The sequence below is a fragment of the Bacteroides fragilis NCTC 9343 genome (assembly GCF_000025985.1).
In the GTDB taxonomy this organism is placed as follows: Bacteria; Bacteroidota; Bacteroidia; order Bacteroidales; family Bacteroidaceae; genus Bacteroides; species Bacteroides fragilis.
Map to the genome: position 1 here is coordinate 4,849,900 of NC_003228.3, position 23,587 is coordinate 4,873,486.

At 41.8% G+C, this 23,587-nt stretch carries 15 protein-coding genes, 1 tRNA gene and 1 pseudogene; 11 read left to right on the forward strand and 6 right to left on the reverse strand.

All coding sequences use genetic code 11. The features are described from left to right. Window positions 1–151: 151 nt before the first annotated feature. Window positions 152–1,380, forward strand: a pseudogene (locus BF9343_RS24080) (tyrosine-type recombinase/integrase). A 269-nt stretch (window positions 1,381–1,649) separates the two neighbouring features. Beyond that, window positions 1,650–2,240 (forward strand): ORF6N domain-containing protein, encoded by a 591-nt coding sequence (locus BF9343_RS20060; RefSeq protein WP_005791429.1) that lies wholly within the window; start codon window positions 1,650–1,652, stop codon window positions 2,238–2,240. A 731-nt stretch (window positions 2,241–2,971) separates the two neighbouring features. Here BF9343_RS20060 and BF9343_RS20065 read toward each other — a convergent pair. After that, window positions 2,972–3,055: transfer RNA gene (locus tag BF9343_RS20065), tRNA-Leu, on the reverse strand. Between the two features lie 156 nt (window positions 3,056–3,211). Here BF9343_RS20065 and BF9343_RS20070 point away from each other — a divergent pair. Continuing rightward, window positions 3,212–4,294, forward strand: coding sequence for a mannose-1-phosphate guanylyltransferase (locus BF9343_RS20070; protein WP_005791384.1), 1,083 nt, complete (start codon window positions 3,212–3,214; stop codon window positions 4,292–4,294). A gap of 169 nt (window positions 4,295–4,463) precedes the next feature. Here BF9343_RS20070 and BF9343_RS20075 read toward each other — a convergent pair whose 3' ends face one another. The 3 genes from BF9343_RS20075 to BF9343_RS20085 all read right to left on the reverse strand — a co-directional run bounded on the left by BF9343_RS20075 (window position 4,464) and on the right by BF9343_RS20085 (window position 6,715). After that, window positions 4,464–4,868 carry an HIT family protein gene (locus BF9343_RS20075; protein ID WP_005791382.1) on the reverse strand — a complete coding sequence of 135 codons (405 nt, stop codon included), beginning with the start codon at window positions 4,866–4,868 and terminating at the stop codon, window positions 4,464–4,466. Window positions 4,869–4,918: 50 nt separating this feature from the next. Then, on the reverse strand, window positions 4,919–5,383 hold the full coding sequence (gene greA, locus BF9343_RS20080) for a transcription elongation factor GreA (RefSeq protein ID WP_005791379.1): 465 nt from the start codon (window positions 5,381–5,383) through the stop codon (window positions 4,919–4,921). Between the two features lie 180 nt (window positions 5,384–5,563). Beyond that, window positions 5,564–6,715: a TlpA disulfide reductase family protein gene (locus tag BF9343_RS20085; protein ID WP_005791376.1), complete on the reverse strand. Its 1,152-nt coding sequence runs from the start codon at window positions 6,713–6,715 to the stop codon at window positions 5,564–5,566. Between the two features lie 196 nt (window positions 6,716–6,911). On the opposite strand from BF9343_RS20085, the gene pnp reads away from it, so the two are divergent. The 8 genes from pnp (at window position 6,912) to BF9343_RS20125 (ending at window position 21,232) form a co-directional block, all read left to right on the forward strand. Further along, a complete protein-coding gene (gene pnp, locus BF9343_RS20090) occupies window positions 6,912–9,038 on the forward strand; it encodes a polyribonucleotide nucleotidyltransferase (protein WP_005791373.1) in 2,127 nt (708 codons plus the stop codon). A 163-nt stretch (window positions 9,039–9,201) separates the two neighbouring features. Next, window positions 9,202–9,762 carry an RNA polymerase sigma-70 factor gene (locus BF9343_RS20095; protein ID WP_005791370.1) on the forward strand — a complete coding sequence of 187 codons (561 nt, stop codon included), beginning with the start codon at window positions 9,202–9,204 and terminating at the stop codon, window positions 9,760–9,762. A 100-nt stretch (window positions 9,763–9,862) separates the two neighbouring features. After that, window positions 9,863–10,795 (forward strand): FecR family protein, encoded by a 933-nt coding sequence (locus BF9343_RS20100; protein ID WP_005791368.1) that lies wholly within the window; start codon window positions 9,863–9,865, stop codon window positions 10,793–10,795. A 259-nt stretch (window positions 10,796–11,054) separates the two neighbouring features. Next, entirely contained in the window at window positions 11,055–14,375 is a 3,321-nt protein-coding gene (locus BF9343_RS20105) for a TonB-dependent receptor (RefSeq protein WP_077687820.1), read from the forward strand. Window positions 14,376–14,387: 12 nt separating this feature from the next. Next, window positions 14,388–16,004, forward strand: coding sequence for a SusD/RagB family nutrient-binding outer membrane lipoprotein (locus BF9343_RS20110; RefSeq protein WP_010993721.1), 1,617 nt, complete (start codon window positions 14,388–14,390; stop codon window positions 16,002–16,004). Between the two features lie 501 nt (window positions 16,005–16,505). Then, complete coding sequence (locus BF9343_RS20115; RefSeq protein ID WP_010993722.1) at window positions 16,506–18,125, forward strand: hypothetical protein; 1,620 nt, start codon at window positions 16,506–16,508, stop codon at window positions 18,123–18,125. A gap of 718 nt (window positions 18,126–18,843) precedes the next feature. After that, the gene (locus tag BF9343_RS20120) at window positions 18,844–20,448 is read left to right on the forward strand and encodes a fimbrillin family protein (RefSeq protein WP_010993723.1); all 1,605 of its coding nucleotides are present in this window, start codon (window positions 18,844–18,846) and stop codon (window positions 20,446–20,448) included. 25 nt (window positions 20,449–20,473) lie between these two features. Further along, window positions 20,474–21,232, forward strand: coding sequence for a DNA-binding domain-containing protein (locus tag BF9343_RS20125; RefSeq protein WP_005791353.1), 759 nt, complete (start codon window positions 20,474–20,476; stop codon window positions 21,230–21,232). A 110-nt stretch (window positions 21,233–21,342) separates the two neighbouring features. Here the strand turns inward: BF9343_RS20125 and buk are convergent, their stop codons facing one another. Both buk and BF9343_RS20135 read right to left on the reverse strand, forming a co-directional pair. Next, window positions 21,343–22,458, reverse strand: a complete 1,116-nt coding sequence (gene buk / locus BF9343_RS20130) for a butyrate kinase (protein ID WP_010993724.1) — start codon at window positions 22,456–22,458, stop codon at window positions 21,343–21,345. 22 nt (window positions 22,459–22,480) lie between these two features. Beyond that, window positions 22,481–23,422: a phosphate acyltransferase gene (locus BF9343_RS20135; protein ID WP_005791349.1), complete on the reverse strand. Its 942-nt coding sequence runs from the start codon at window positions 23,420–23,422 to the stop codon at window positions 22,481–22,483. Window positions 23,423–23,587: the final 165 nt, after the last annotated feature.

Genomic DNA, 23,587 nt, shown 5'->3' on the forward strand with positions numbered 1-23,587 from the left:
TTTTGCCATTTTACACCCTTATTTTGTTACTTAGTACACTTTGAATTCTCATTTTCTTTCGCACCTTTGCAACATCGGAAAACAAAAGAAAATCAATCACTTAGCACTTTTTACCGATTATGTACCCAAATCGGAATAAAACCAGTAGCGTATGGCAAAGATAGAGAATAAAACGAAAGAAAACCCCAAGTTAGAGCAAAATAAGCTCTCGGATGGTAGAATCAGCCTGTACTTAGAGTATTATTTAGGTAGAGAAGAGAAGCCCGTTTTAGATGCGAATGGCAATCAGGTATATTATGAAGATGGCAAAATGCAAGGCAAACCCAAGTTTTCGGTGAAGCACAACAGGCGAAAAGAGAACCTGAATCTATATCTTATGGATAAGCCCCGTACTCCTGCCGAACGTCAACAAAATAAGGAAACACTGGAGCTTGCCACAAAGATACGTGCCGAACGTGAACAAGAGTTTAAAGAAAGTATGTTGGGATACCGCCTAAAGAAAGATTGTACCATCAACTTTCTTGATTACTTCCAAGCCTACATAGATAGCTATACAAAGAAAGATTGCGCATGGTGCAAATTGCACTTAGCCGTTTCAAAGACTTCCTGAAAGAGCAATATCCTCTTTATGAATGTAACATCAAACCTAAATTTATCACAAAGGATATGATAGTACAGTTTGTGGACTACCTGCAATCCCGTAGTGTTGGCGAAGGAGCGAAAAGTATCTATCAGCGTTTCAAGAAAGTGATACGCTATGCCATCGAACACGATGTGATACTAAAAGACCCGTGCAAAGAAGTAATTTGCAAGGTAGACGACCCAATGTTACGGAAAGATGTGCTTTCACTGGAAGAAATTCAGTCTCTTATCAACTGCCACTATGAGAATGAGAACCCGATGGTAAGACGTGCCTTTATCTTCTGCCTGTATTGCGGTTTACGCTTCTGTGATGTGAAAGACCTTACTTATAAGAATGTAGACTACTCAAACAAGCTATTGAAGTTTGAACAGAATAAGACCAAAGGGCATTCTTCTGCCAGTGGCGTAGTCATTCCTTTGAATGATGGTTTACTCTCTATCATCGGTGAAGCTCCTGCGAATGGGAACAAAGATGTTCTTATTTTTGACCTGCCGACTTATGAAAGTTGCTCCAAATCATTAAGACGTTAGGTAAAGAGGGCAGGAATTGATAAGCACATTAGCTGGCATTGTGCCCGTCACTCATTTGCAGTGAATATCCTTAACAATGGTGCTAATATTAAAACAGTAGCCGGTTTACTCGGACATAGCGGGTTGAAGCATACGAAGAAATACACCCGTGCAGTGGATAAGTTGAAGGAAGAGGCAATTAATAGTTTGCCCGAGTTAAAGCTTTGAGAATAAAAATAGTAACTTTGCACAAATAGTAAAAATATGAACTTTGAATCGTTGGTTAATCATGCCAATATTAGACTATGATATGCTTGGCTTAGAGATTTGGCGGTCGGCAACCGCCAAATTTACTACACCCAAATTGGCGGATACCATCCGCCGAATTAGAAAAGCAAGATTCGGCACACGCTGTGTGCCAAATTCATAATGCTTAAAAATAGGCGTTCTCTTATACTAAAGATTGAATAGTTCCTTATATAAACAGCTTATAAATTATGGAATTACAGGTTATTCAGAATAAAATATACGAAGTCAGAGGTCAAAAGGTAATGCTTGACTTTGATTTAGCTGAACTTTATGGGAGTGAAACCAAACGACTGAAAGAAGCAGTAAGAAGAAACCTCAAACGCTTCCCCAGCGATTTCATGTTCGAATTAACAAAAGAAGAGTTTGAAAGTTTGAGGTCGCAAATTGCGTCCTCAAACAAAAGAGGTGGTACACGATATATGCCTTTCGCTTTTACTGAGCAAGGCGTTGCTATGCTTTCATCTGTACTAAACAGCGAATCTGCCATCGAAATAAACATATCTATCATGCGTGCTTTCGTTACAGTACGTCAATACTTGTCTTCCTTAAATAGCACAACTAAGGAAATCGAAGAACTAAAACAACGCATGAAAATGTTGGAAGAAGGCAACGAAGACACAATAGCAGCAGTCAATGACCTTAGCGAAGATACCCGAAAAGAGCTTGACGATATTTACTTAGCATTGTCACAGTTAGCAGAGAAACAAAAGCATGTTAATAAACAAACAGAACGTAGACCTATTGGATTTGCTCACTATAAAGAAAACAACAAAAAATAGGTACTCAAATAAAAGTTGGCGAAAAGTCTTCTTTCTCTTTCGCCAACTTTTATTTTGCGATATCGATACAAATAAGTTTAGCTTATCTTAAGCACAACCTTGTTTTTTCGAGAAGAAAATAGAAATTCTTTCAAATATTATGTTGGATAAAAACTTCACTACTAAATTTAGCAAATACGAAATCCATCCTTCTAGCAAAAAGGGTATTTGTATTACGCTTAAAATTAATGTTGTGGTAATTCTAATACTTTAAACAAATTGAAAGGACCATTCATACATTTGTCCTTTTCAGCTATGTATTGTTTTCCGTATTCACTAATTACAAAACAACTCCATCCACTATTATATGTAGAGTATCCAAAATCACAGCCAAAGTCACTATATTCTAGGAAAATGGGAAGGAAGATGCTGGGATATAGAAGACTTCATTATTTCATTGAATTATCAAAGCAAGTTACAGTTAACAATCTATCCCCAACAATATCTTGCCCAGTCAGAACGTGAAGTTCAATTACAAACCAACTCCAATAACAATACAAATTAGCAAAATACTTAAATATACACCTATAATAAAATGTCCAAGAGAAGAAAAATCAAGAGAACAAGTTGATTAATTCTAAATATAAAGACCTGCAAACGACCAAAGTACACATTAATCTATCAGCAAACCAACGAGTTACGGGGAGTAGAAAAGAAAAGCGGAGAGAGTTTTTCAACTTTCTCCGCCTCAGTACCCAGACCCGGGGTCGAACCGGGATGGAAGTGAATCCACTGGTGTTTGAGACCAGCGCGTCTACCGATTCCGCCATCTGGGCATTGGTTTCAAATGCGGTGCAAAGATACGGCTTTTTTTTGAACTTGCAAGAGTTTTATAAAAAAAAGGAGAAAAAAAGAATAAAAGATCGCATAAACACTTCTATTTTCAGAGAATAAACCGTATTTTAGCAGAAACATTTAAAACAGTCAATATCATGACAAGCAAAGATAATTATTGTGTCATTATGGGCGGAGGTATCGGCAGTCGTTTCTGGCCGTTTAGCCGCAAGACAATGCCTAAACAGTTTCTGGATTTCTTTGGAACAGGTCGTTCACTGTTGCAACAGACTTTCGACCGATTCAACAAAATTATTCCTACGGAGAACATACTTATCGTAACCAATGCGATATACGCAGACTTGGTAAAAGAACAACTTCCGGAATTAGATCCAAAACAAATCTTGCTGGAACCGGCAAGAAGAAATACGGCTCCGTGCATTGCATGGGCATCATATCATATACGTGCTTTAAATCCAAATGCCAACATCGTAGTTGCCCCTTCCGATCATCTGATCTTAAAAGAGGGAGAATTTTTAGCCGCTATAGAGAAAGGACTGGACTTTGTATCAAAATCTGATAAACTTCTCACTTTAGGTATAAAGCCCAATCGTCCGGAAACCGGATACGGATATATCCAAATAGCAGAGCAGGAAGGAGACAACTTCTACAAAGTAAAGACATTTACTGAAAAACCGGAACTGGAACTTGCTAAGGTTTTTGTTGAAAGTGGAGAGTTCTATTGGAATTCAGGCCTTTTCATGTGGAATGTCAATACAATCATTAAAGCAGGAGAAACTCTTCTACCGGAATTAGCATCTAAGCTGGCTCCCGGAAGAGAGATTTATGGTACACCTGAAGAAAAAGACTTTATCGAAGAAAACTTCCCGGCATGCCCTAACGTTTCGATAGACTTCGGGATTATGGAAAAGGCTGATAATGTATATGTCTCTTTAGGAGACTTCGGATGGTCAGACCTTGGAACCTGGGGATCATTATATGATTTATCACCTAAAGACGAACAAAGAAATGTAACTCTAAAATGCGACTCATTGATTTACAACAGCAATGACAATATCGTTGTATTACCCAAAGGTAAACTTGCAGTGATAGAAGGTCTGGAAGGTTTTTTGGTTGCCGAATCAGATAATGTATTACTGATCTGCAAAAAGGACGAAGAACATGCCATACGCAAGTATGTGAATGATGCACAAATGAAATTAGGAGAAGATTATATTTAGTACTGTACGAAGTTAATTTCCTAAGTATACGAAGTTAACTTATTACAGCTAAGAAGTTAACTTCCTATAATTACGAAGTTAACTTTATAAGTGCCACGAAGTTAATAATAGTAAAGGGGCTGAACGTTGCCGTTCAGCCCCTTTACTATTATTTAATGAAGGAAAAATTTTATTTGGCTGTTTCGTAAGCAGAACTAATAGCTTTGGCAATAGAAACAAACTCGTCGTCTGCCAGTTTCAATTTTGGATTAGAGAAAAGCATATCCGATTCTTTTTGAATAGGAATCAAATGAATATGAGCATGTGGAACCTCAAGTCCGATCACTGCTTCACCCACTTTTTTACAAGGAAAAGCTTTTTCAATAGCACGGGCTATTTTTTTGGCAAAAACGTGCATTGCAGCCAGATCTTCATCACTCAAATCAAAGATATAATCAACTTCCTGTTTAGGAACAACCAAAGTATGTCCCTTCACCAACGGATTGATATCAAGGAAAGCAAAAAACTTTTCGTTTTCAGCTACCTTATAGCATGGAATTTCACCCGCTATGATTCTACTGAATATTGTTGCCATAATCCTAATATATAAAATAGGGCAAGCCCGAATATGGACCTGCCCTCATGTTAAAACGAAATGTTTACTACTTCAAGACTGATTTTACCCTGTGGAACTTGGATCTCAGCAACATCACCTACCTTTTTGCCAAGTAATCCCTGAGCAATCGGTGTGCTAACGGAAATCTTTCCTTCTTTCAGATTTGCCTCGCTTTCTGAAACGATGGTATAAGTCATTTTCATACCATTCTTGGTATTCTTCAATTCTACTTTATTCAGAATCTGTACTGAATCTGTTTTCAGTTTCGATTCATCAATAATCTTAGCATCTGCTATAACAGCTTTGAGTTTGTTGATTTTCATTTCAAGCATACCCTGAGCTTCCTTCGCAGCATCGTATTCGGCGTTCTCCGATAAATCACCTTTATCGCGCGCCTCAGCTATAGCCGCAGAAATTTTGGGGCGTTCCACTGTTTCCAGTTCTTTAAGTTCCGCCATCAATTTCTTGTAACCTTCTTCTGACATATAAGCCATGATGTTTTCCTCCTTTTATTTTTAACGGTCATATAAAACAAAAAAGAATTCCAACATGAGTCATGCTGGAACCCTCTTTTCAATTATTTCTTCGCAAAGATAACCTTTTAAATGACATGTGTCAAGCAAAAAGCAATGCTATGTAACATATTTAAACGAAATCTTCTAATTTATAACAACTTAAAGCATAGACTTGATAGTACCTTCCAGATCTTTCACCGTCTCCCCACGGGCCCTCAGTTCATTGTTTCGGTTGATCAGGAAGAAAGCCGGCAGGTTCTGTACGCCATACAAAGCTGCATTGGTTGAGTAAATTCCATTCTCATCGCGCACGCATACCCAAGGCAGATTATCAGCTGATGTTTTCCAAAAATGCTCGTCTGCATCCAATGAAACCTGATAAATCTCCAAACCCTGACTTGCATACTTATTGTATAAATCACGCAGCATCAAGTTATGAGGAGCTGCCACCGCACTTTGATAAACAGTAAAATCAAGCAGAACCACTTTACCTTTCAAGTCAGTCAGCTTACGGATATTACCTTTCATATCTCTCAAAGCAATATCAATCACACCGGTTTCTGCAATTTTTTCTTCCGGTATCTCAATGGTCTTCTGTTGTGGAGTACGGGTATTCTTCATACCTTTTATCACTATATTATATAGATTCTTTGAACGCACCGCGTGCGGATAAGTATTGTTCAGACTGGTAGCCACTGCACCAAAACATTTAATATCATCCTTATTATTCAACGGATCAAAGATCATATAATTGTTTAATTTCTGAAATAGTGCAAAATAAGCAGAAGCAGTATTGGGTGCCGCAAAGATATAATTGATTTTCACATCATCTTTATAATTTTTCAGTAGTACGGCCAAGCTGTCTTCAAAAACATCGTTACCCAATTGATGAGCCTGTGCAGCCTTTACCAACGCATCTACATCTTTTTGCAGACGAACCTGTTTCAGAGTCAGCTCTTTAATTTTTGCAGAGTTCTCCGATCCTTCCACTGTATAAGCAGTAGAGAAATCTGTATAAGGTGCTTGAATGCTAACAGTTTCTGTTGAGTCAACCGAGAAATTAATTACTTTATCTTCAACCCGTAAACGATAAAACTCAGGAGATTCGGGACGCAATTGTTTAAAACTGAATGAACCGTCTCCTTTCAATTTTATAGAATCCAAAGGCACAATTCCTTCAAGTCCGGAAGCTTCCAGATAAAGCATTTTTCCATCTGCTCCCGAAACATCTCCCTTTACATTAAATTTAGGGTCAGAATTACAAGAACTTAAAGCAAGAGCCACAAGAGCTACTAACGTTACTTTTTTCATAATATGCGTGTTATTTTTCAAGCTGCAAATATACTTCTTTTCAAGATTAGTCAAAGCATTTTGCCGCGTTCTTCGTTCCAAAATTGAAAAAAATCAAATTCCTGCTAACTTTTTATCTCATTTTCACGATATTAGTGCAATAAATGTATATCTTTGCGGGAATTTTGAAAGAAAGATATTAGATAAAACAATTTTTATGATTAACCCAATTGTTAAGACGATCGAGTTGGGAGATGGCAGAACCATCACACTCGAAACGGGAAAGCTGGCAAAACAGGCAGATGGTTCTGTGATGCTTCGCATGGGAAACACCATGTTGTTAGCTACTGTTTGTGCCGCTAAAGATGCAGTTCCCGGAACAGATTTCATGCCGCTTCAGGTAGAGTATAAAGAAAAATTCGCAGCATTCGGCCGCTTTCCTGGTGGTTTTACAAAAAGAGAAGGAAGAGCATCTGATTATGAGATCCTTACTTGCCGTTTAGTAGACCGTGCTCTCCGTCCTTTATTCCCCGATAACTATCACGCAGAAGTTTACGTAAACATCATCCTTTTCTCAGCAGACGGTGTAGATATGCCTGATGCATTGGCCGGATTGGCTGCTTCCGCAGCACTGGCTGTTTCAGATATTCCTTTCAACGGACCAATTTCAGAAGTACGTGTTGCGCGTATCGATGGTAAATTCGTTATCAACCCGACTTTCGATCAGCTTGAACAAGCTGATATGGATATCATGGTTGCCGCTACTTATGAAAACATCATGATGGTAGAAGGTGAAATGAGCGAAGTGTCGGAAGCCGAACTACTGGAAGCAATGAAAGTAGCTCACGAAGCCATCAAAGTACATTGCAAAGCACAGATGGAACTGACTGAAATGGTTGGTAAGACTGTTAAACGCGAATATTGTCACGAAGAAAACGACGAAGAACTCCGTAAAGCCGTTCATGATGCCTGCTATGATAAATCATATGCTATCGCAGCTTCCGGCAACAGAAACAAACATGAACGCCAGGATGCTTTCGATGCAATCCGCGACGAATTCAAAGCACAGTTCTCGGAAGAAGAACTGGAAGAAAAAGGTGCTCTGATCGATCGTTATTATCATGACGTAGAGAAAGAAGCGATGCGCCGTTGTATTCTTGATGAAGGAAAGCGTCTGGACGGACGTAAAACAACTGAAATCCGCCCGATTTGGTGCGAAGTAGGCTACCTGCCCGGACCTCACGGATCGGCTATCTTTACTCGTGGTGAAACTCAATCATTGACTTCAGTGACTCTGGGTACTAAACTGGATGAGAAAATCATCGACGATGTTCTCGCTCACGGAAAAGAACGCTTCCTATTACACTATAACTTTCCTCCTTTCTCTACAGGAGAGGCTAAGGCTCAACGTGGTGTAGGACGTCGTGAAATCGGACATGGAAATCTGGCTCACAGAGCATTGAAAAGAATGATTCCGGAAGACTATCCTTATGTAGTACGTGTCGTTTCAGATATCCTTGAATCAAACGGTTCTTCATCGATGGCTACCGTATGTGCCGGAACTTTGGCCCTGATGGATGCCGGTGTGAAAATTAAAAAACCTGTATCGGGTATCGCTATGGGATTGATTAAAAACGCAGGTGAAGAAAAATATGCAGTGTTGTCTGACATCCTTGGAGACGAAGACCACTTGGGCGATATGGACTTCAAAGTGACAGGTACTAAAGACGGTATCACAGCTACCCAGATGGATATTAAGGTAGACGGTCTGTCTTACGAAATCCTGGAACGCGCCTTAAATCAGGCAAAAGAAGGACGTATGCACATACTCGGTAAAATAGAAGAAACAATTTCCGAACCACGTACTGAGCTGAAAGATCACGCTCCTCGTATCGAAACAATGACTATTCCGAAAGAATTCATCGGTGCTGTAATCGGCCCGGGCGGAAAAATCATTCAGGGAATGCAGGAAGAAACAGGTGCAACAATCACTATCGAAGAAATCGACAACGTAGGTCGCATCGAGATCTCAGGAACTAACAAGAAATCGATTGATGACGCAATCCGCTTGATTAAAGGTATCGTTGCTGTTCCCGAAGTAGGTGAGGTATACAAAGGTAAAGTTCGCTCTATCATGCCTTACGGTGCATTTGTTGAATTCCTTCCGGGAAAAGACGGTTTACTCCATATCTCTGAAATTGACTGGAAACGTCTTGAGACTGTAGAAGAAGCCGGCATTAAAGAGGGTGACGAGATCGAAGTGAAATTGATCGATATTGACCCGAAGACAGGTAAATTCAAACTTTCAAGAAAAGTTTTATTGCCACGTCCGGAAAAGAAATAAATAACAATACTCTTTACTGACAGAGTGATAACCTGGCTATTATTAATAGTCAGGTTATTTTTTTATGGACAATCAGTATAAAAGTCATTCTTTCATTTTGATATTACGAAAAGTTTATGTTGCTTTGTCATAAGAAAATCCAATTAACCTTTAAAATCTATTCATGCCAAGCAACAACAGCCTTCACACCATGGACTTATTCAGCCAGTTCTTTCAAGAAAACCAGAAGAAGTTTCTGTCGTTTGCTTATTCATACACCCGAAATAAAGCCGCAGCCGAAGATATTCTGATGGAAGCAATGGTCAGCCTGTGGGAGAATCGCGAAAAATGGGAAAAAGATTCCAACCTGCATGCATTGCTGCTTACTATCATCAAAAACAAATCACTCAATTATCTTGAACACGAACAAGTGCGTATGAAAGCTGAAGAGGCGATCAATACACATAAGCAACGTGAACTCGATCTCCGTATCTCCACCTTGGAAGCATGCGAACCTGCGACTATTTTCGATACTGAGATACAACGCATCGTATATAAAACACTTGAACAGCTACCGGAACAAAGCCGCCACATTTTCATATTAAGCCGTTATCACAATACTCCCAATAAGAAGATAGCCGAACAACTCGGCATTTCTATCAAAAGTGTAGAATTTCATATCACCAAAACATTGAAACTGTTGCGTCTCGAACTCAAAGATTATCTTATATCCCTACTTTTTTAAAAAAAACTTCATTTTCTTTTAGGGTTGTCCCAGGGTATCCTGTTATATATACAGAAGGAGGAAATAAAGCCTCTGACAATACATAAACTAAAAACATTTTATGGAACAGGAACTGCTATACAAGTATTTTAAAGGAACCACTTCTGAAGAAGAAGAAAGGCTGATTCTGGATTGGGTGGATGCCTCCCCCGAGAATCGGAAAGCATTTCAAAAAGAACGCATGCTATATGACATAGCCTTATTCACAGACGAAAAACAGATGAACCGGAAAGATAGAAAAGCCCGGATCATCCCTATGCTGAGGTGGAGTGCACGTATTGCCGCCGTAGTCATTGTAGCCATCAGTTTCGGATTCTTGTTTAAGAACTATCAGTATGAAAAATCAGCCTGCCAACAAACCATAACAGTACCTGCCGGACAACGTGCACAAATCACACTGGCGGATGGAACCAAAGTATGGTTGAACTCCAAATCGACCTTAACCTATGCATCCAACTTCGGTCGTAAAGAAAGAAATGTAGAGCTGGATGGAGAAGCCTATTTTGAAGTAGCCAAGAATAAAAAAATACCATTCTTCGTCAATACGGAGATTAATCGGGTGAAAGTGGTAGGAACCCATTTCAATGTCTGCGCCTACAAAGGCAGCAACGAATTTGAAACGACTTTAATTGAGGGAATTGTCGACATCTATCCGATAGGGAGTGATCAGGTAATTACCCGGTTGACAAAAGACGAATTTTTCGGATCGTACAATGGAAAATATAAAAAGACCACTTTGCCTTCGTACGAATATCTGAGATGGAAAGAGGGATTATACTGTTTTGATGATGCACCCTTTAACAGCCTGCTCAACAAACTGGAAAAATATTATAATGTGAACATCAGCGTGAGAAACCTGAACATACTCAACTACCGTTGTACCGGTAAGTTTAAAGAACAGGATGGCATAGAACATATCCTGAAAGTTATTCAGAAAGATCATAAGTTCACCTATAGTATCAACGAAGAGAAAGACAGCATCATCATTGAATAGAAATAAGGAAAGAGCTCAATATAAACCTTAAATTAGTACGAACCATTAAAAACCAGATACGCATGAAAAAATAGAAAAGAAAGTCCATTATTCTCAAAAAAGAGAATCGGAAAGTACCCCCATACTTTCCGATTCGAAACAGTCAAAAATCGACCTTAATCAATTTATTAACTTAACACGTTACAAAGATATGAGAAAAATTTCTTTGCCGAGGCATTTATGCCCAAAAAATTTTGTTTCAAAACAAATATTGTTAGCCATGAAGATCACTTTATTCCTTCTCTTTTTCGTAGCATTCCAAGCTTACAGTGAGAATGGATACTCTCAAAGCACTAAAATAAGCATACCGCGTTCTAGTCTGAAAGTAAGCGAATTACTATCAAAAATCGAATCTCAGACAGAGTACCTGTTCGTCTACAATAAAAAAAACGTAGACACCAGACGCTGGGTGAACGTGCAAGCCGATAACAAAACTGTATCCGAAGTTCTCGACCAAGCATTCAAAGGTACCAACATTAAATATGTGATGGAAGGTAACAACATTGTTCTGACCAGAAACAATGATAATGCCATAACTGCACAACAGGACAGAGTAACCGTAAAAGGAGTTGTTACTGATCAGAATGGTGACCCCATCATAGGTGCCAATGTACTCGAGAAAGGTACTACCAATGGCTGCATCACCGATATGGAGGGTAATTTCACCCTCAATGTACCCAGTAACGCCACTCTTACAATCACCTATATCGGTTATCAGCCACAAAATATCCAGGTGAACGGACGGCAGAGTTTCAACGTTAAACTGCAAGAGGAAGCCATGGCGCTGGAACAGGTAGTGGTAACCGCTATGGGTATCAAGAAGAAAGAAGCTTCCTTGACTTACTCAACCCAACAAGTGGGCGGTGACGAATTGACCCGTGCCAAAGATCCGAATATGATTAATGCCCTTGCCGGTAAAACAGCAGGTGTACAAATCACTAAAAGTTCATCCGGACTGGGTGGTTCGGCCAAAGTTTCCATTCGCGGTAGCCGTTCGATCAGTGGAAACAACCAGCCTCTGTATGTTATCGACGGTGTACCGATGCTGAACAATAGCAATGAACAAGCTTCCACAGCTATTGGTGGTACAGCCGATGCAGGTAACCGTGATGGCGGTGACGGTATCTCAAACTTAAACCCGGACGATATTGAAAGTATGAGTATCCTGAAAGGAGCCTCTGCAGCAGCTCTCTATGGCTCACAGGCTGCCAACGGTGTGATCTTAATTACCACAAAGAAAGGCAAAGCCGGTATCCAAAAAATCACTTTCTCTTCTAATCTGACTGTAGACCACGCCATTTGTTTGCCCGAATTCCAGAACAATTACGCCATGGACCCTGAAGCCAAAAACAGTTGGGGAAAGAATCAAACACTGAAAGATTATAATAACGCCGATAATTTCTTTCAGAATGGTGTAACAGCCATCAACTCCGTATCTTTTATGAACGGCAGCGAAAAGATGCAAACTTATTTCTCTTATGCCAATACTACAGCCAAAGGTATCGTTGAGAAAAATAAGATGCAAAAACACAACCTCAACTTCCGCGAAACGGCTAACTTCTTTAATGATTACCTGAAGCTGGATGCCAACGTGAACCTGATGACACAAACTATCAAAAACCGTCCCACCTCCGGTGGCTATTATATGAATCCGTTGGTAGGTCTCTACGGTTTCCCGAGAGGTGAAGATTTATCCGAATACAAGAATAATTTCGAAGTCTTCGATCCTGCCCGTAACATGAACGTACAGAATTGGTATACTTCTTATCAGGACATGGAACAAAATCCCTACTGGATCACCAACCGCATCAACAGTAATGATAAACGCACACGTGCGATCGCTTCACTAACAGCCAACGTAAAAATTACCGACTGGCTGAATATCCAGGCACGCGGTACAGCCGACTACACACACGACCAGTATCAACAGCGCATGTATGCCTCTACCGCTCCTGCCTTAGCGGGGCAAAACGGACGTTACATCGACCTGAATCATACTGAAACATTGTATTACGGCGACGTCATGGCTATGGTAAACAAAAAATGGAATGACTTTTCATTGAACGGAGCCATCGGCGGCAGTATCAACAGTACAAATGTAAACTCCCTGAGACTGGATTCTAAAACAGCTTCCCTGTACTATCCGAATGTATTTACGGTAGCCAACATTAAAATGACACAGGCTGCCTACATCGACGAACAAATGAATCAGAAGCGAGTGTTGCAGTCTTTGTTCGGAACCGCTCAGTTGGGTTGGAAAGAAAGTCTGTACCTGGATGTTACCGCACGTAACGATTGGTCGTCGACACTGGCCTATACCAAGCACAGCAGTTTCTTCTATCCCTCGGTAGGTCTGTCATGGGTACTGAACAATACAGTGAAACTTCCCGAATGGATTTCTTTCGGTAAGATCAGAGGTTCTTGGTCTAAAGTTGGCAATGACCTTCCATTGTTCATCAGCAACACGATCCCTGGCAGCAATGATATCATCGGAGCAGGTGGTGCCATCGTGACTTACTCCAAAGCCCCCTTCAACGATCTGAAACCGGAAATGAGTACTTCTTATGAAATAGGTACCGAATGGAGATTCTTCAATTACCGGCTCGATTTCGATATTACTTATTACCGCACCAATACCAAAAATCAGTTATTCACATTGCCTTCATCGGCAGGTGCCGACTATAAATACTATATGGTAAATGCCGGTAATATACAAAACGAAGGTGTTGAAATCACTCTTGGAGCTACTCCGGTAATGAACGATGCTTTCCGTTGGAAAACCCAATTTAACTTCTCCACCAACAAAAACAAGATTATCAAGCTTCATCCGGATCTCAAGACATTCGTTTATGGTGACGAAAGCTTCTCTTCTTCTTACTCCATGCGTTTGGTAGAAGGAGGTTCATTCGGCGACATTTACGGTAAAGCATTCGAACGTGACGAAAATGGCAAAGTGGCATTTACTACAGATAAAGACGGAGACAAGATCCCGAACGTTATCGGTGGCGGCAATACAGAAAAAGTAGGCAACTGTAATCCGGACTTTATGTTAGGATGGAGCAATACATTCACTTACAAAGGTTTCTCACTCTACTTCTTGATCGATGGACGTTTTGGTGGCGATGTACTCTCACAGACTCAGGCCGAACTCGACCAAAGAGGTGTCAGCCTGAACAGCGGTAAAGCCCGAGATGCAGGATATATCAATATTGACGGAACACAAGTGAAGCCGAGAAAATTCTACACCGCAGTCAGTGGACGTGACGGATGTACGGAGTACTATATGTACGACGCTACCAATATTCGCCTCCGCGAACTCTCTTTGGGCTACTCACTCCCCCAAAGCTGGTTGGCTAAAGCCGGCGGTGCATTTAAAGATGTCCAGTTGTCATTTGTAGCCCGCAACCTGTTCTTCATCTCAAAGAAAGCTCCGTTCGATCCGGATGCCGTTCTTTCGACAGGTAACGATAATCAGGGTATTGACGTATTCGGCATGCCGACTACCCGTAGCTTAGGTTTCAATATTAAGTTCACATTCTAAAAGAGATTCATCATGAAAAACAATATCAAATATATAGCAGGCATACTCTTAGGAGGATTGATCGGATTTTCAGCTTGTACTGATTCTTTTGAGTCGTTCAACACCAACGAAGCAGGATTCGATAATGATAGTAAAAAACAGGATTTCAATTATTATGGCATCCCTTTGGGAATCATTCAGCAAGGAATCTACTTCAACTACGACTGGGGAAGCGGCAAGAACTGGCCTTTTCAGACCATGCAAAACCTGGGGGCAGATCTATTCTCGGGATATGTGCATGACTTCAATCCCTTCAACGAAGGAAAGAACAACAGCACTTACTACATGATGGACGGCTGGAACGGTTCTACATGGGATAATACCTATGGATACATTATGCCGGAAGTACAGAAATCAGAGACTATTAATGAAAAAGACAATATAGGGTTCTTCGGTATTACCAAGATACTGAAAGTGGAATTAATGCACCGCTTATCCGACCTGTATGGACCGATCGTCTATACTCAGTTCGGATCAAAAACGGGTTCTACACCCGATACGCAACAAGAAGCATACAAAGCTTTCTTCAATGACCTGGATACAGGTATTGCCAAGATACGTGAATATCAGAAAGCCAATCCGGACATTGAGAGTTTTGCAAAATTCGATATCCTGATGCCGCAGGGAAAACGCACATTCAGCGAATGGATACGGTTCGCAAATTCTCTCCGTCTGCGCCTGGCTGTCCGTATTGCCATGGCGGACTCTAAGCTGGCTGTGGCAGAAGCCCAAAAAGCACTTACGGATGAAGAAGGATTGCTGGAAGGCAATGATGAAGTCGTAGCCGTTTCTACCTCATCAGGTTATACTAATCCTTTCGGAGAAATCAATAAAGCATGGGGCGAAGTGTTTATGAACGCCAACATGGAGTCTCTATTAGTGGGTTACGAAGATCCCCGCATGGAAAAGTATTTTGATAAAGCAACCGGCTCTGATGCAACAAGCCTTATCGACTATAAAGGTACTTACAAAGGTATCCGCCAAGGAACAGGCTTTAGTCATAAAAACTACAACGGACATTCAAAAAGTACCATTACCCAACAGACAGACGCCGTACTGATGACTCCTGCCGAGGTATGGTTCCTGCGTGCCGAAGCAGCTCTGCGAGGCTGGAGCAGCGAATCGGTGAAGGATTGCTATGAAAAAGGTGTAAAAGCATCATTTGCACAATGGGGTGCTGCCGGTGCCGAAGCATATCTGGAGAGTGACAGAAAGCCATCCGACTATGTAGACGCTTTCAAAGCAGCCAATAATGTGAAAGCAGTCAACACACTGACCCCCAAATGGGACGATGCCGCCGGCAATGAAGACAAGCTGGGACGCATCATTACACAGAAATGGCTTGCCATGTTCCCTGAAGGAGGAGAAGCTTGGGCAGAACAACGTCGTACAGGCTATCCGAGACTATTCCCTGTATTGGTCAACCAAAGTGAAGGTACGGTAGATACCAACCTCGGACCACGTCGACTGAACTTCTTCGTAGGTATCAAAACGACCAATCCCGAGCAATATACCCAATTGGTAAATGCATTGGGCGGAATCGACAACTGCGGCACTCGCCTGTGGTGGGACACCGGAAGAAATTTCTGACACACAAAGGTATAAATTTTAATTAGTGGGTTTTCTTCGTATTAGTTGCGGGGAAAAGATTGGGAAGGGGCAAAGTCGAGGGGGACTTTGTCCCCTTTTTTATTAAAAACAGAATCAAAATAACAAAGAATGAAGAATCCAGATCATGATCTATAACAGATTAACAATAAGCACATTACTCGTCACAAGATGTTTCAAAAGACGTTCGTCTGATGCAACAAAGATAAGATGCTTTTTTTACTTGTGCAAATCTTTTCGCATCGTTTTAATTATCAGTCATTTATCTATTCCCTTTGCATTTTGTACAGAGAGCAAGAATCCTGTTTCAAAAGACGAACGTCTTTTGAAACACCACCTGTGTATTCAAGACAGTTATATCTGATTGGAATACACAAACTTACGCATAATAAAAGTTGTATCAAACAGTCTTTACCGACTTATACCCTTATGTATAAGTCGGGCAAGAGATTTTGATCTGATTATTCATTAAATAAATTTAGAATGAACAAACTTTTGATTATGCGGACACACCTCCTATGGATCGGAGTAATGACGGCATCCAGCCTTTGGTTGAGCGAATGCACGCAAGAAGAAAAGTATCCATTTTTTCCGGAAAAAGGTTATGATTCCGGTACTGTAATCCCTATTAAAATCAGTATGGCTGAAAATGGAGAGTACGATTCCTATACTCCGGAAAACGACATGGCTCCTCGTTACAATGCTCCTCTGATTGCCGAATGGGCAGGAGTACAAACTCTAAGCCGTACCCGTACAAAAGAATCTCCGGAATATAATGGCCCCAGAATCGCATCTATGGAACTGACAGAAAATACTCCTTCCACCCTAACTACCCGTGCAAACACTCTGTCTACAGGTGTTTACTTTCGTCTGATCGTGTTCCGAAAGTCAGGGAATAACTATGTGTTCCAATCGGCTGCAGACTATACCTCAAATGGTGCTTCTTCACCTGTACTGAAGAAAGGAAAATTACTCACACGCTCAGGAACGATCCGGGTCATCGGATACTCATTCAATACAACTGCGGCATTGGGGGATATCCCCGCATCATATACATATAATACCACCAAGATAGATATCCCCAACATGAATAATGACTTTATGACTTATGATTCAGGAGACATAGCCAATGTGAACAGTCTTAATTACAATCTTCCGGTAACATTCAAACAGAAACTGTGTAAACTGACAATAAGCATTAGTGTAACCGGCTTCACAAGTAATACCATCAGCGGGTGTACAGGGGTATACGTAAAGCAGGGAGGTAATTCAACCTCGTGGGTAATTGGCAGTTCGGCAGTGGCTGCTAATACCAGCAACACAGCTTCATTCAACCCAAACACTAACCAGACTACTACGATACACATGGTTCCTTTCGCAAGTTCCCGGACAATAACAGTACACTTCAACAAGCTGACAGTAGGAAATCTAATTGCTAATAATGCGGATAATATCGATATTGCTTCAACTCAGAGTGTCCAATTGAAAGAGGGAATGAGCTATACAATGAAAATCCAGTTTAAGAGAAGCCCCGGAATAAATGTTCCGGCAGGTAGCATCAATCTGAGCAATCCGAAAAAAGCATGTACCAATGATGATAAGCAAAAGTTATCAAAATTGGTATTTGCCGACGGCAATTTAAAAAGTACCGGTGCAAGCAACAATTATGTATGGGCAACCAACAAAGAATATGGCTACTATTACCAATGGAAAAAAGACTATAATGGAAACAACATCGATCCATGTGCCAGACTAAATCCCACAACTTATGGTAGTGGTTGGCGGCTGCCTACACGCAATGAATTAGAAAGATTGGGAAGATGCAATAATGTAAAAAAGGTCTCTAATGGAGTGAATGGTGTGTGGTTCCTAAATGCCACAACCGGTATTTTTTTACCGTTAGGTGGCTGGCGTAATAATAACTCGGGAACAACGGCAGAAGACTGGCCTGGAACGTATGGTCAATATTTTACAGATGAATCAATTAATACTAATGATTGTTATAGATTGGATATATCTCCCGGAGAAGGTAAAACCGATGTCAATAGCACACCAAAGAAAATGGCATACCAAACTCGTTGTGTCAAAGGACCTAAACTATAATATTTCCCCTTAAATATAAAGAAGAGTAAAAAAACAAAGACAGAAACAGTGCTGATAATCCACTGTCTAATTTTTTTGGAGATATTCCGTAAATTACAAAACACAAGGCAACTAATTCATTTCGAATCAGTTGCCTTATTTATATTTTAATCATTCCTCCCAAAAATTCAGAACGCCTCAATCGAAGGAAAAGTCTAAGACAAATCACCTACTATTAGATAGTCAGCACAATTCGTCAGGAATCTATTATGAACCAGCTTTGCAAGCATTGCCATACCCTGGATACACCAAGTATTTCGATATTAGCAACCCTACATACTCTGATAGTAACCGTCCAAAAAGCAAGTATAAAGCTCAAACAAAAGAAATGTTCACTTCTCTAATAATAAATATCTTATGTTATAAGAATCATGTTTCAAAGGACGTACGTCTGATGTAACAAAGATAAGACGCTTTTTTTATCTGTGCAAATCTTTTTGCATTGCTTTAATTATCAGAAGTTTATCGGCTCCCCTTGCATCCAGTGCGGAGGGTAAAAATAGTGTTTCAAAAAACGTACGTCTTTTGAAACACAACAGGCGTTCTATCTGTCTAATTTACACAAACTTACTGCAAAATAAAAGCTGTATTCACAGCCTGCCATAGCCGGCCTGCCCATTCTTAATGGGAAGGCCTTGCTGAGTATGATCTATTTTATTCATTTTTAAACATTTGAGTTATGAATACGAAGACAAAACTTCTGTATGTAGGCTTTCGTGCGTTAAACACATGCTGTCTGTACGCGGCTTTTTTAATGATAACATCGTGTGGCGACAATGTTGTGAACCCCGACAGCCCGGAACCGGACGGGGAGGATATGATTCCTGTTACGGTCAGCCGGGTTGAGGATGGCAATTATATGGAAAGCCATGTTGATACTCCCGACACAACCGGGGGAAGAACGCTTGTAGACGAATGGGTGCCGGTGAAAGAGCCACCCGCCAGCAGGGTCATACCCGCTGCCGTGCCTTACGAGGGGCCTCCAGCGGTACGGATGACGCTCCGCGAAGAGCCACAGGTCACTACCCGTGCCGCTACATTGGGCAACGGCATTTATTTCCGGTTGATCGCTTTCCGTAAAGTAGGCAGCAATTACGTATTCCAGTCGGCTGCGGATTTTACGACAAACGGGGCTTCCGCTCCCACACTCAGGCAAGGAAATCTGCTCACCAGAGCAGGAACTGTCCGTGTGATCGGATACTCGTTCAATAGTACGGCAGGGATGGGAACGATCCCTTCATCCTATACTTATAACAGTACTTCCGTCACTATCCCGAATATGAACAGTGACTTTATGGTCTATGACTCGGGGGACATAGCGAATGTGAGCACAATCAGCCACAACCTGTCGGTTAGTTTCACGCAAAAACTCTGCAAGCTGACGGTTAAACTCTCCTTGTCGCAGTTTGGGAGCAACACGTTTACCAACTGTACGGGCGTATATGTTTCTCAAGGGGGCAATGCGTCCTCCTGGACGATAGGCCCCTCTACAAATAATGTAAGTGCCAATACCGGAAATACACCTACATTCAATATAGCCAATAATTCTACTGCCACTGTGCGGTTAGTTCCTTTTTCGGGTTCCCGGACGATCACGGTGCATATCGGTACGCTGACTCTCAGTAATTACTTCAATGCAAATAACCGGAATATCATCTCGAGTCAAAATGTCCAGTTGCTACCGGGAAAGAGTTATACCATTACGCTGAAGTTTGAATTGGGGATACAATTGGCGGCAAGTAACATTAACCTGACACAAAACGGATGCACAACGAATGATAAGAATGATTTGGCAAAGCTGAGATGGGCCACGGGAAATTTGAAGAGTACGGGAAGCACGAATTATATATGGGCACCTTCGCAGACAGAAATTGGGTATTACTACGCTTTCAATAAACTTTATAATGGAAGCACCGGAGATCCGTGTTCTAAATTGAATACTGCATATTACGGTACAGGCTGGCGGACACCTTCTAAAAATGAACTGGAAAAACTGTCACGATGTACAGATAAAGTGTTTACGAATAATGGTATGTGGTTTATGAATAAAAGCCTGGGGGTATTTTTAAAAGCTGGAGGAGTGCGACAGGAAAGTGGATCAGGCACAAATGGAGCGACATATACAGATCATGGGTGTTACTGGACCTCGACAATAGGGACTAGTAAAAATGCTTATAATATGGAATTTTGGAACACAGAGGCACATGTAAATAATACATCTTCTTGGTTTGGTCTCCAAACTAATGGTTTACTTATCCGTTGCGTAAAAGGTACCAAACAATAATATTCACTTTTAAACTTAACAAATCATGAAAACCGAACTCAAAGGCTGGCTTGCGGACAATACCGTAACCACCGACAACAAAGAAGACAAAATCCTGGTATTGGAGAGCGCCGGAAACCTGACACTATCCGATGTACTGGATGAAATGAAGAAAGAAGATACCGGCTTGCGGGCAGAGACTTTAAAGCATGCCGTCGATCTTTTTCAGCGTACAGTATCGGAATTGGTACTGAACGGATACTCTGTCAATACGGGGTTATTCCGTGCTGTTCCCCAGTTTCGCGGGGTAATAGACGGTGGAGTATGGAATCCTGAGAGAAATTCGATCTATGTTTCCTTCAATCAGGATAAGGATTTACGTGAAGCTATCGCACGAACCGGCGTAAAAATCCTAGGAGCCAAAGGCGATTCGGCCTATTTCATCGGTGGTGAAGACGCCGCCACCCGTGCTACGGACGGTAGTGCGACTGCAGGACGTAACTATCGCTTACAAGGCAAGAACATCAAAGTAGCAGGTACAGATCCTGCCGTAGGTATCGTCTTGATTGATGAAAAAGGCACGGAAACGAAGCTACCGATGGATATGATAGCAGTAAACAACCCTTCGGAAGTACTGGTACTCCTACCGGCAGACCTGACAGACGGAATATACAAACTGCGACTGACTACGCAATATACCAGTGGCAACCGGCAACTGAAGACACCACATGTCATCAGCCAAACCATCGTAATAGGCAATACAACCGAGGGCGACGGAGATATTGTGGACGACCCGACAGCATAAATCATACCGCATCGCTTCCCTTATGCAGGGGTGCATCGATATCTTGTGCAGTTCTGCACAAGGTGCCGGTGCACCCCTGCACAATGCGGCAATGCAACCAAGCTCTAAAATCACTGATAGACCTGTACCGGAAGTTCTCCCCTTAAAGCCCCCAAAGCATTCAATGCCAAAGCCTCCATCTCATCTTCTCCCGGATACACGAAAACGGGAGCAAGGAAAGAGATACGTTCCCTTAAACGGGAAATTACATAATCGGAATAGGCAATGCCTCCGGTCAGCAGAATGGCGTCTACCTTTCCACATAAAACAGTAGAGGCAGCACCGATACTTTTGGCCACATTGTAGATCATGGCATCGAGCACCAACCGGGCATGGTCATCACCTGCCTCAATGAACTGAATAATGGCAGGAATATCAGTAGTTCCCAAATGGGCGGTAAGCCCGGCACGACCCGAAATTCGTTTCTTCAATTCATCTTTGGTGAATTTCCCGCTGAAACAAAGGTCTATCAGTTGTCCGGCAGGAAGAGTTCCGGCTCTTTCGGGTGAGAAAGGCCCTTCGCCATCCAATGCATTATTGGCATCGACTGCACGCCCATGACGATGGACTGCAACGGAAATGCCTCCTCCCAAATGGCAGACGATCAAATCAAGATCTTCATAACGAGTGCCACGTTCGGCAGCATAACGACGGGCAATAGCTTTCTGATTCAGTGCATGCCAGATAGTGATACGCGGCATCAAAGGCGAACCGGTAATACGGGCAACCTCTTCCAGTTCATCCACCACACCCGGATCTGCAATAAACGCCCGGCATCCGGGTAAAGCTGCGGCCAATTCATCGGCTATCAAACCTCCCAGATTGCAGGCATGTGTACGCATAGCGTGAAGGGTATCCCGCTTCATGGCTTCGTTAACCTCATAAACTCCACCGGGAATAGGCTTCACCAAGCCTCCGCGTCCAATGACAGCATCGAACCGGAAAGGAATATCGTTTACCTCCAACTCTCGGAGAACAAGCGATTTACGAAATTCGAACTGATCGATCACCCGGGGGAAGGCAGACAACTCTTCCACCGTATGGCGAATGTTGCGTACCAACAAAGGAGTTTCATTTTCATAAACAGCGATCTTTGTTGAAGTGGAACCGGGATTGATAACAAGGAGCCTTTCCCCCCGTCCATTCTTCACAGAGGACGGAGTAGAGTTTATATTCAGTTTATCCATATTCTTAGTTTAATTATGATCATCATTCGGAGCATCTTCCTCTCTCTGCCGACCGGGTAGAAGCTGTCAGACACGCCATCGCAATACTATAATACTTGGAAAGTCCGGAATCACTGCGTGACGGTAACACCACCGGGCAAATGGGGCCTTGCAGCAACCCTGCCATATCGGCTTTGGCAAACAACGAAACAGATTTATAGAAAGCATTGCCCGACTCGATATTGGGGAATATCAATACATCGGCCTGTCCGTTGATGGGCGATACAATTCCTTTAATATCCCCGCTGGCCTGCTCGCAAGAGGTGCGTACATCCAACGGACCATCGATAATCACATTACCAAACTCTCCGGCTTCGGCCAACTCCACAATATTAACATAATCGAGCGAATGGGGAAACTTGGCACTTACCTTCTCCGTACAATGGATCAAAGAGATACGGGGTTGTTCTATCCCAAACCGCCGGCAAGTACAGATGGCATACCATATCATCTCAATGCGTTGTTGCAAAGTGGGACGAGGAATAACAGCAGCATCTGAGAAGAACAATAATTTATCATACGTCGGAATCTGCATTACGGCCAAATGAGTCAGAATCTTCCCCTTAGGCAGCAAGCCTTTCTCCTTGTCGAGAATGGCATGAAGCAAATTGTCAGTATTGATAATACCTTTCATCAGAATATCGGCTCCCCCTTCCCGAACAATACGAACAGCTTCACGCGCTGCCTCATCGGGATCTTCAATGTGGAGGGTCTTCACATATTCCGGGTACTTCTGCAGACTGGGATACTTTTGCAGGATGGCCGAGTCACCAATCATCAGGAATTCCGCAATCTCTTCGTCGAGTGCACGGGCAATGGCATATTCTGTATTCGGATCGTTGGCACAGACAACGGCAATCCGTTTCCGCCGGTTTAAGGTTTTGAGATGGGCTGTCAGTTGGTCAAAGTTTCTAATAGGTTCCATAACGTTAGATTTTTAGCAAATATCAGAAAAAGGATCGAGAAGTACATCATGGAATACTGAAAAAATAGACAAACCGAGTAACATTTTGATATAATACAACGCTTTCATTTCTACGGATGCAGGTAATTTCGTTTTTTAATGTAAATTTGTGTCCTGTTAAACTCC

Excerpts from the sequence above, each read along its gene's own strand:
- BF9343_RS20060 (WP_005791429.1), top strand. The coding sequence starts at position 1,650 with ATGGAATTACAGGTTATTCAGAATAAAATATACGAAGTCAGAGGTCAA.
- BF9343_RS20070 (WP_005791384.1), top strand. The coding sequence starts at position 3,212 with ATGACAAGCAAAGATAATTATTGTGTCATTATGGGCGGAGGTATCGGC.
- BF9343_RS20075 (WP_005791382.1), bottom strand. The coding sequence starts at position 4,868 with ATGGCAACAATATTCAGTAGAATCATAGCGGGTGAAATTCCATGCTAT.
- greA (WP_005791379.1), bottom strand. The coding sequence starts at position 5,383 with ATGGCTTATATGTCAGAAGAAGGTTACAAGAAATTGATGGCGGAACTT.
- BF9343_RS20085 (WP_005791376.1), bottom strand. The coding sequence starts at position 6,715 with ATGAAAAAAGTAACGTTAGTAGCTCTTGTGGCTCTTGCTTTAAGTTCT.
- pnp (WP_005791373.1), top strand. The coding sequence starts at position 6,912 with ATGATTAACCCAATTGTTAAGACGATCGAGTTGGGAGATGGCAGAACC.
- BF9343_RS20095 (WP_005791370.1), top strand. The coding sequence starts at position 9,202 with ATGCCAAGCAACAACAGCCTTCACACCATGGACTTATTCAGCCAGTTC.
- BF9343_RS20100 (WP_005791368.1), top strand. The coding sequence starts at position 9,863 with ATGGAACAGGAACTGCTATACAAGTATTTTAAAGGAACCACTTCTGAA.
- BF9343_RS20105 (WP_077687820.1), top strand. The coding sequence starts at position 11,055 with ATGAAGATCACTTTATTCCTTCTCTTTTTCGTAGCATTCCAAGCTTAC.
- BF9343_RS20110 (WP_010993721.1), top strand. The coding sequence starts at position 14,388 with ATGAAAAACAATATCAAATATATAGCAGGCATACTCTTAGGAGGATTG.
- BF9343_RS20115 (WP_010993722.1), top strand. The coding sequence starts at position 16,506 with ATGAACAAACTTTTGATTATGCGGACACACCTCCTATGGATCGGAGTA.
- BF9343_RS20120 (WP_010993723.1), top strand. The coding sequence starts at position 18,844 with ATGAATACGAAGACAAAACTTCTGTATGTAGGCTTTCGTGCGTTAAAC.
- BF9343_RS20125 (WP_005791353.1), top strand. The coding sequence starts at position 20,474 with ATGAAAACCGAACTCAAAGGCTGGCTTGCGGACAATACCGTAACCACC.
- buk (WP_010993724.1), bottom strand. The coding sequence starts at position 22,458 with ATGGATAAACTGAATATAAACTCTACTCCGTCCTCTGTGAAGAATGGA.
- BF9343_RS20135 (WP_005791349.1), bottom strand. The coding sequence starts at position 23,422 with ATGGAACCTATTAGAAACTTTGACCAACTGACAGCCCATCTCAAAACC.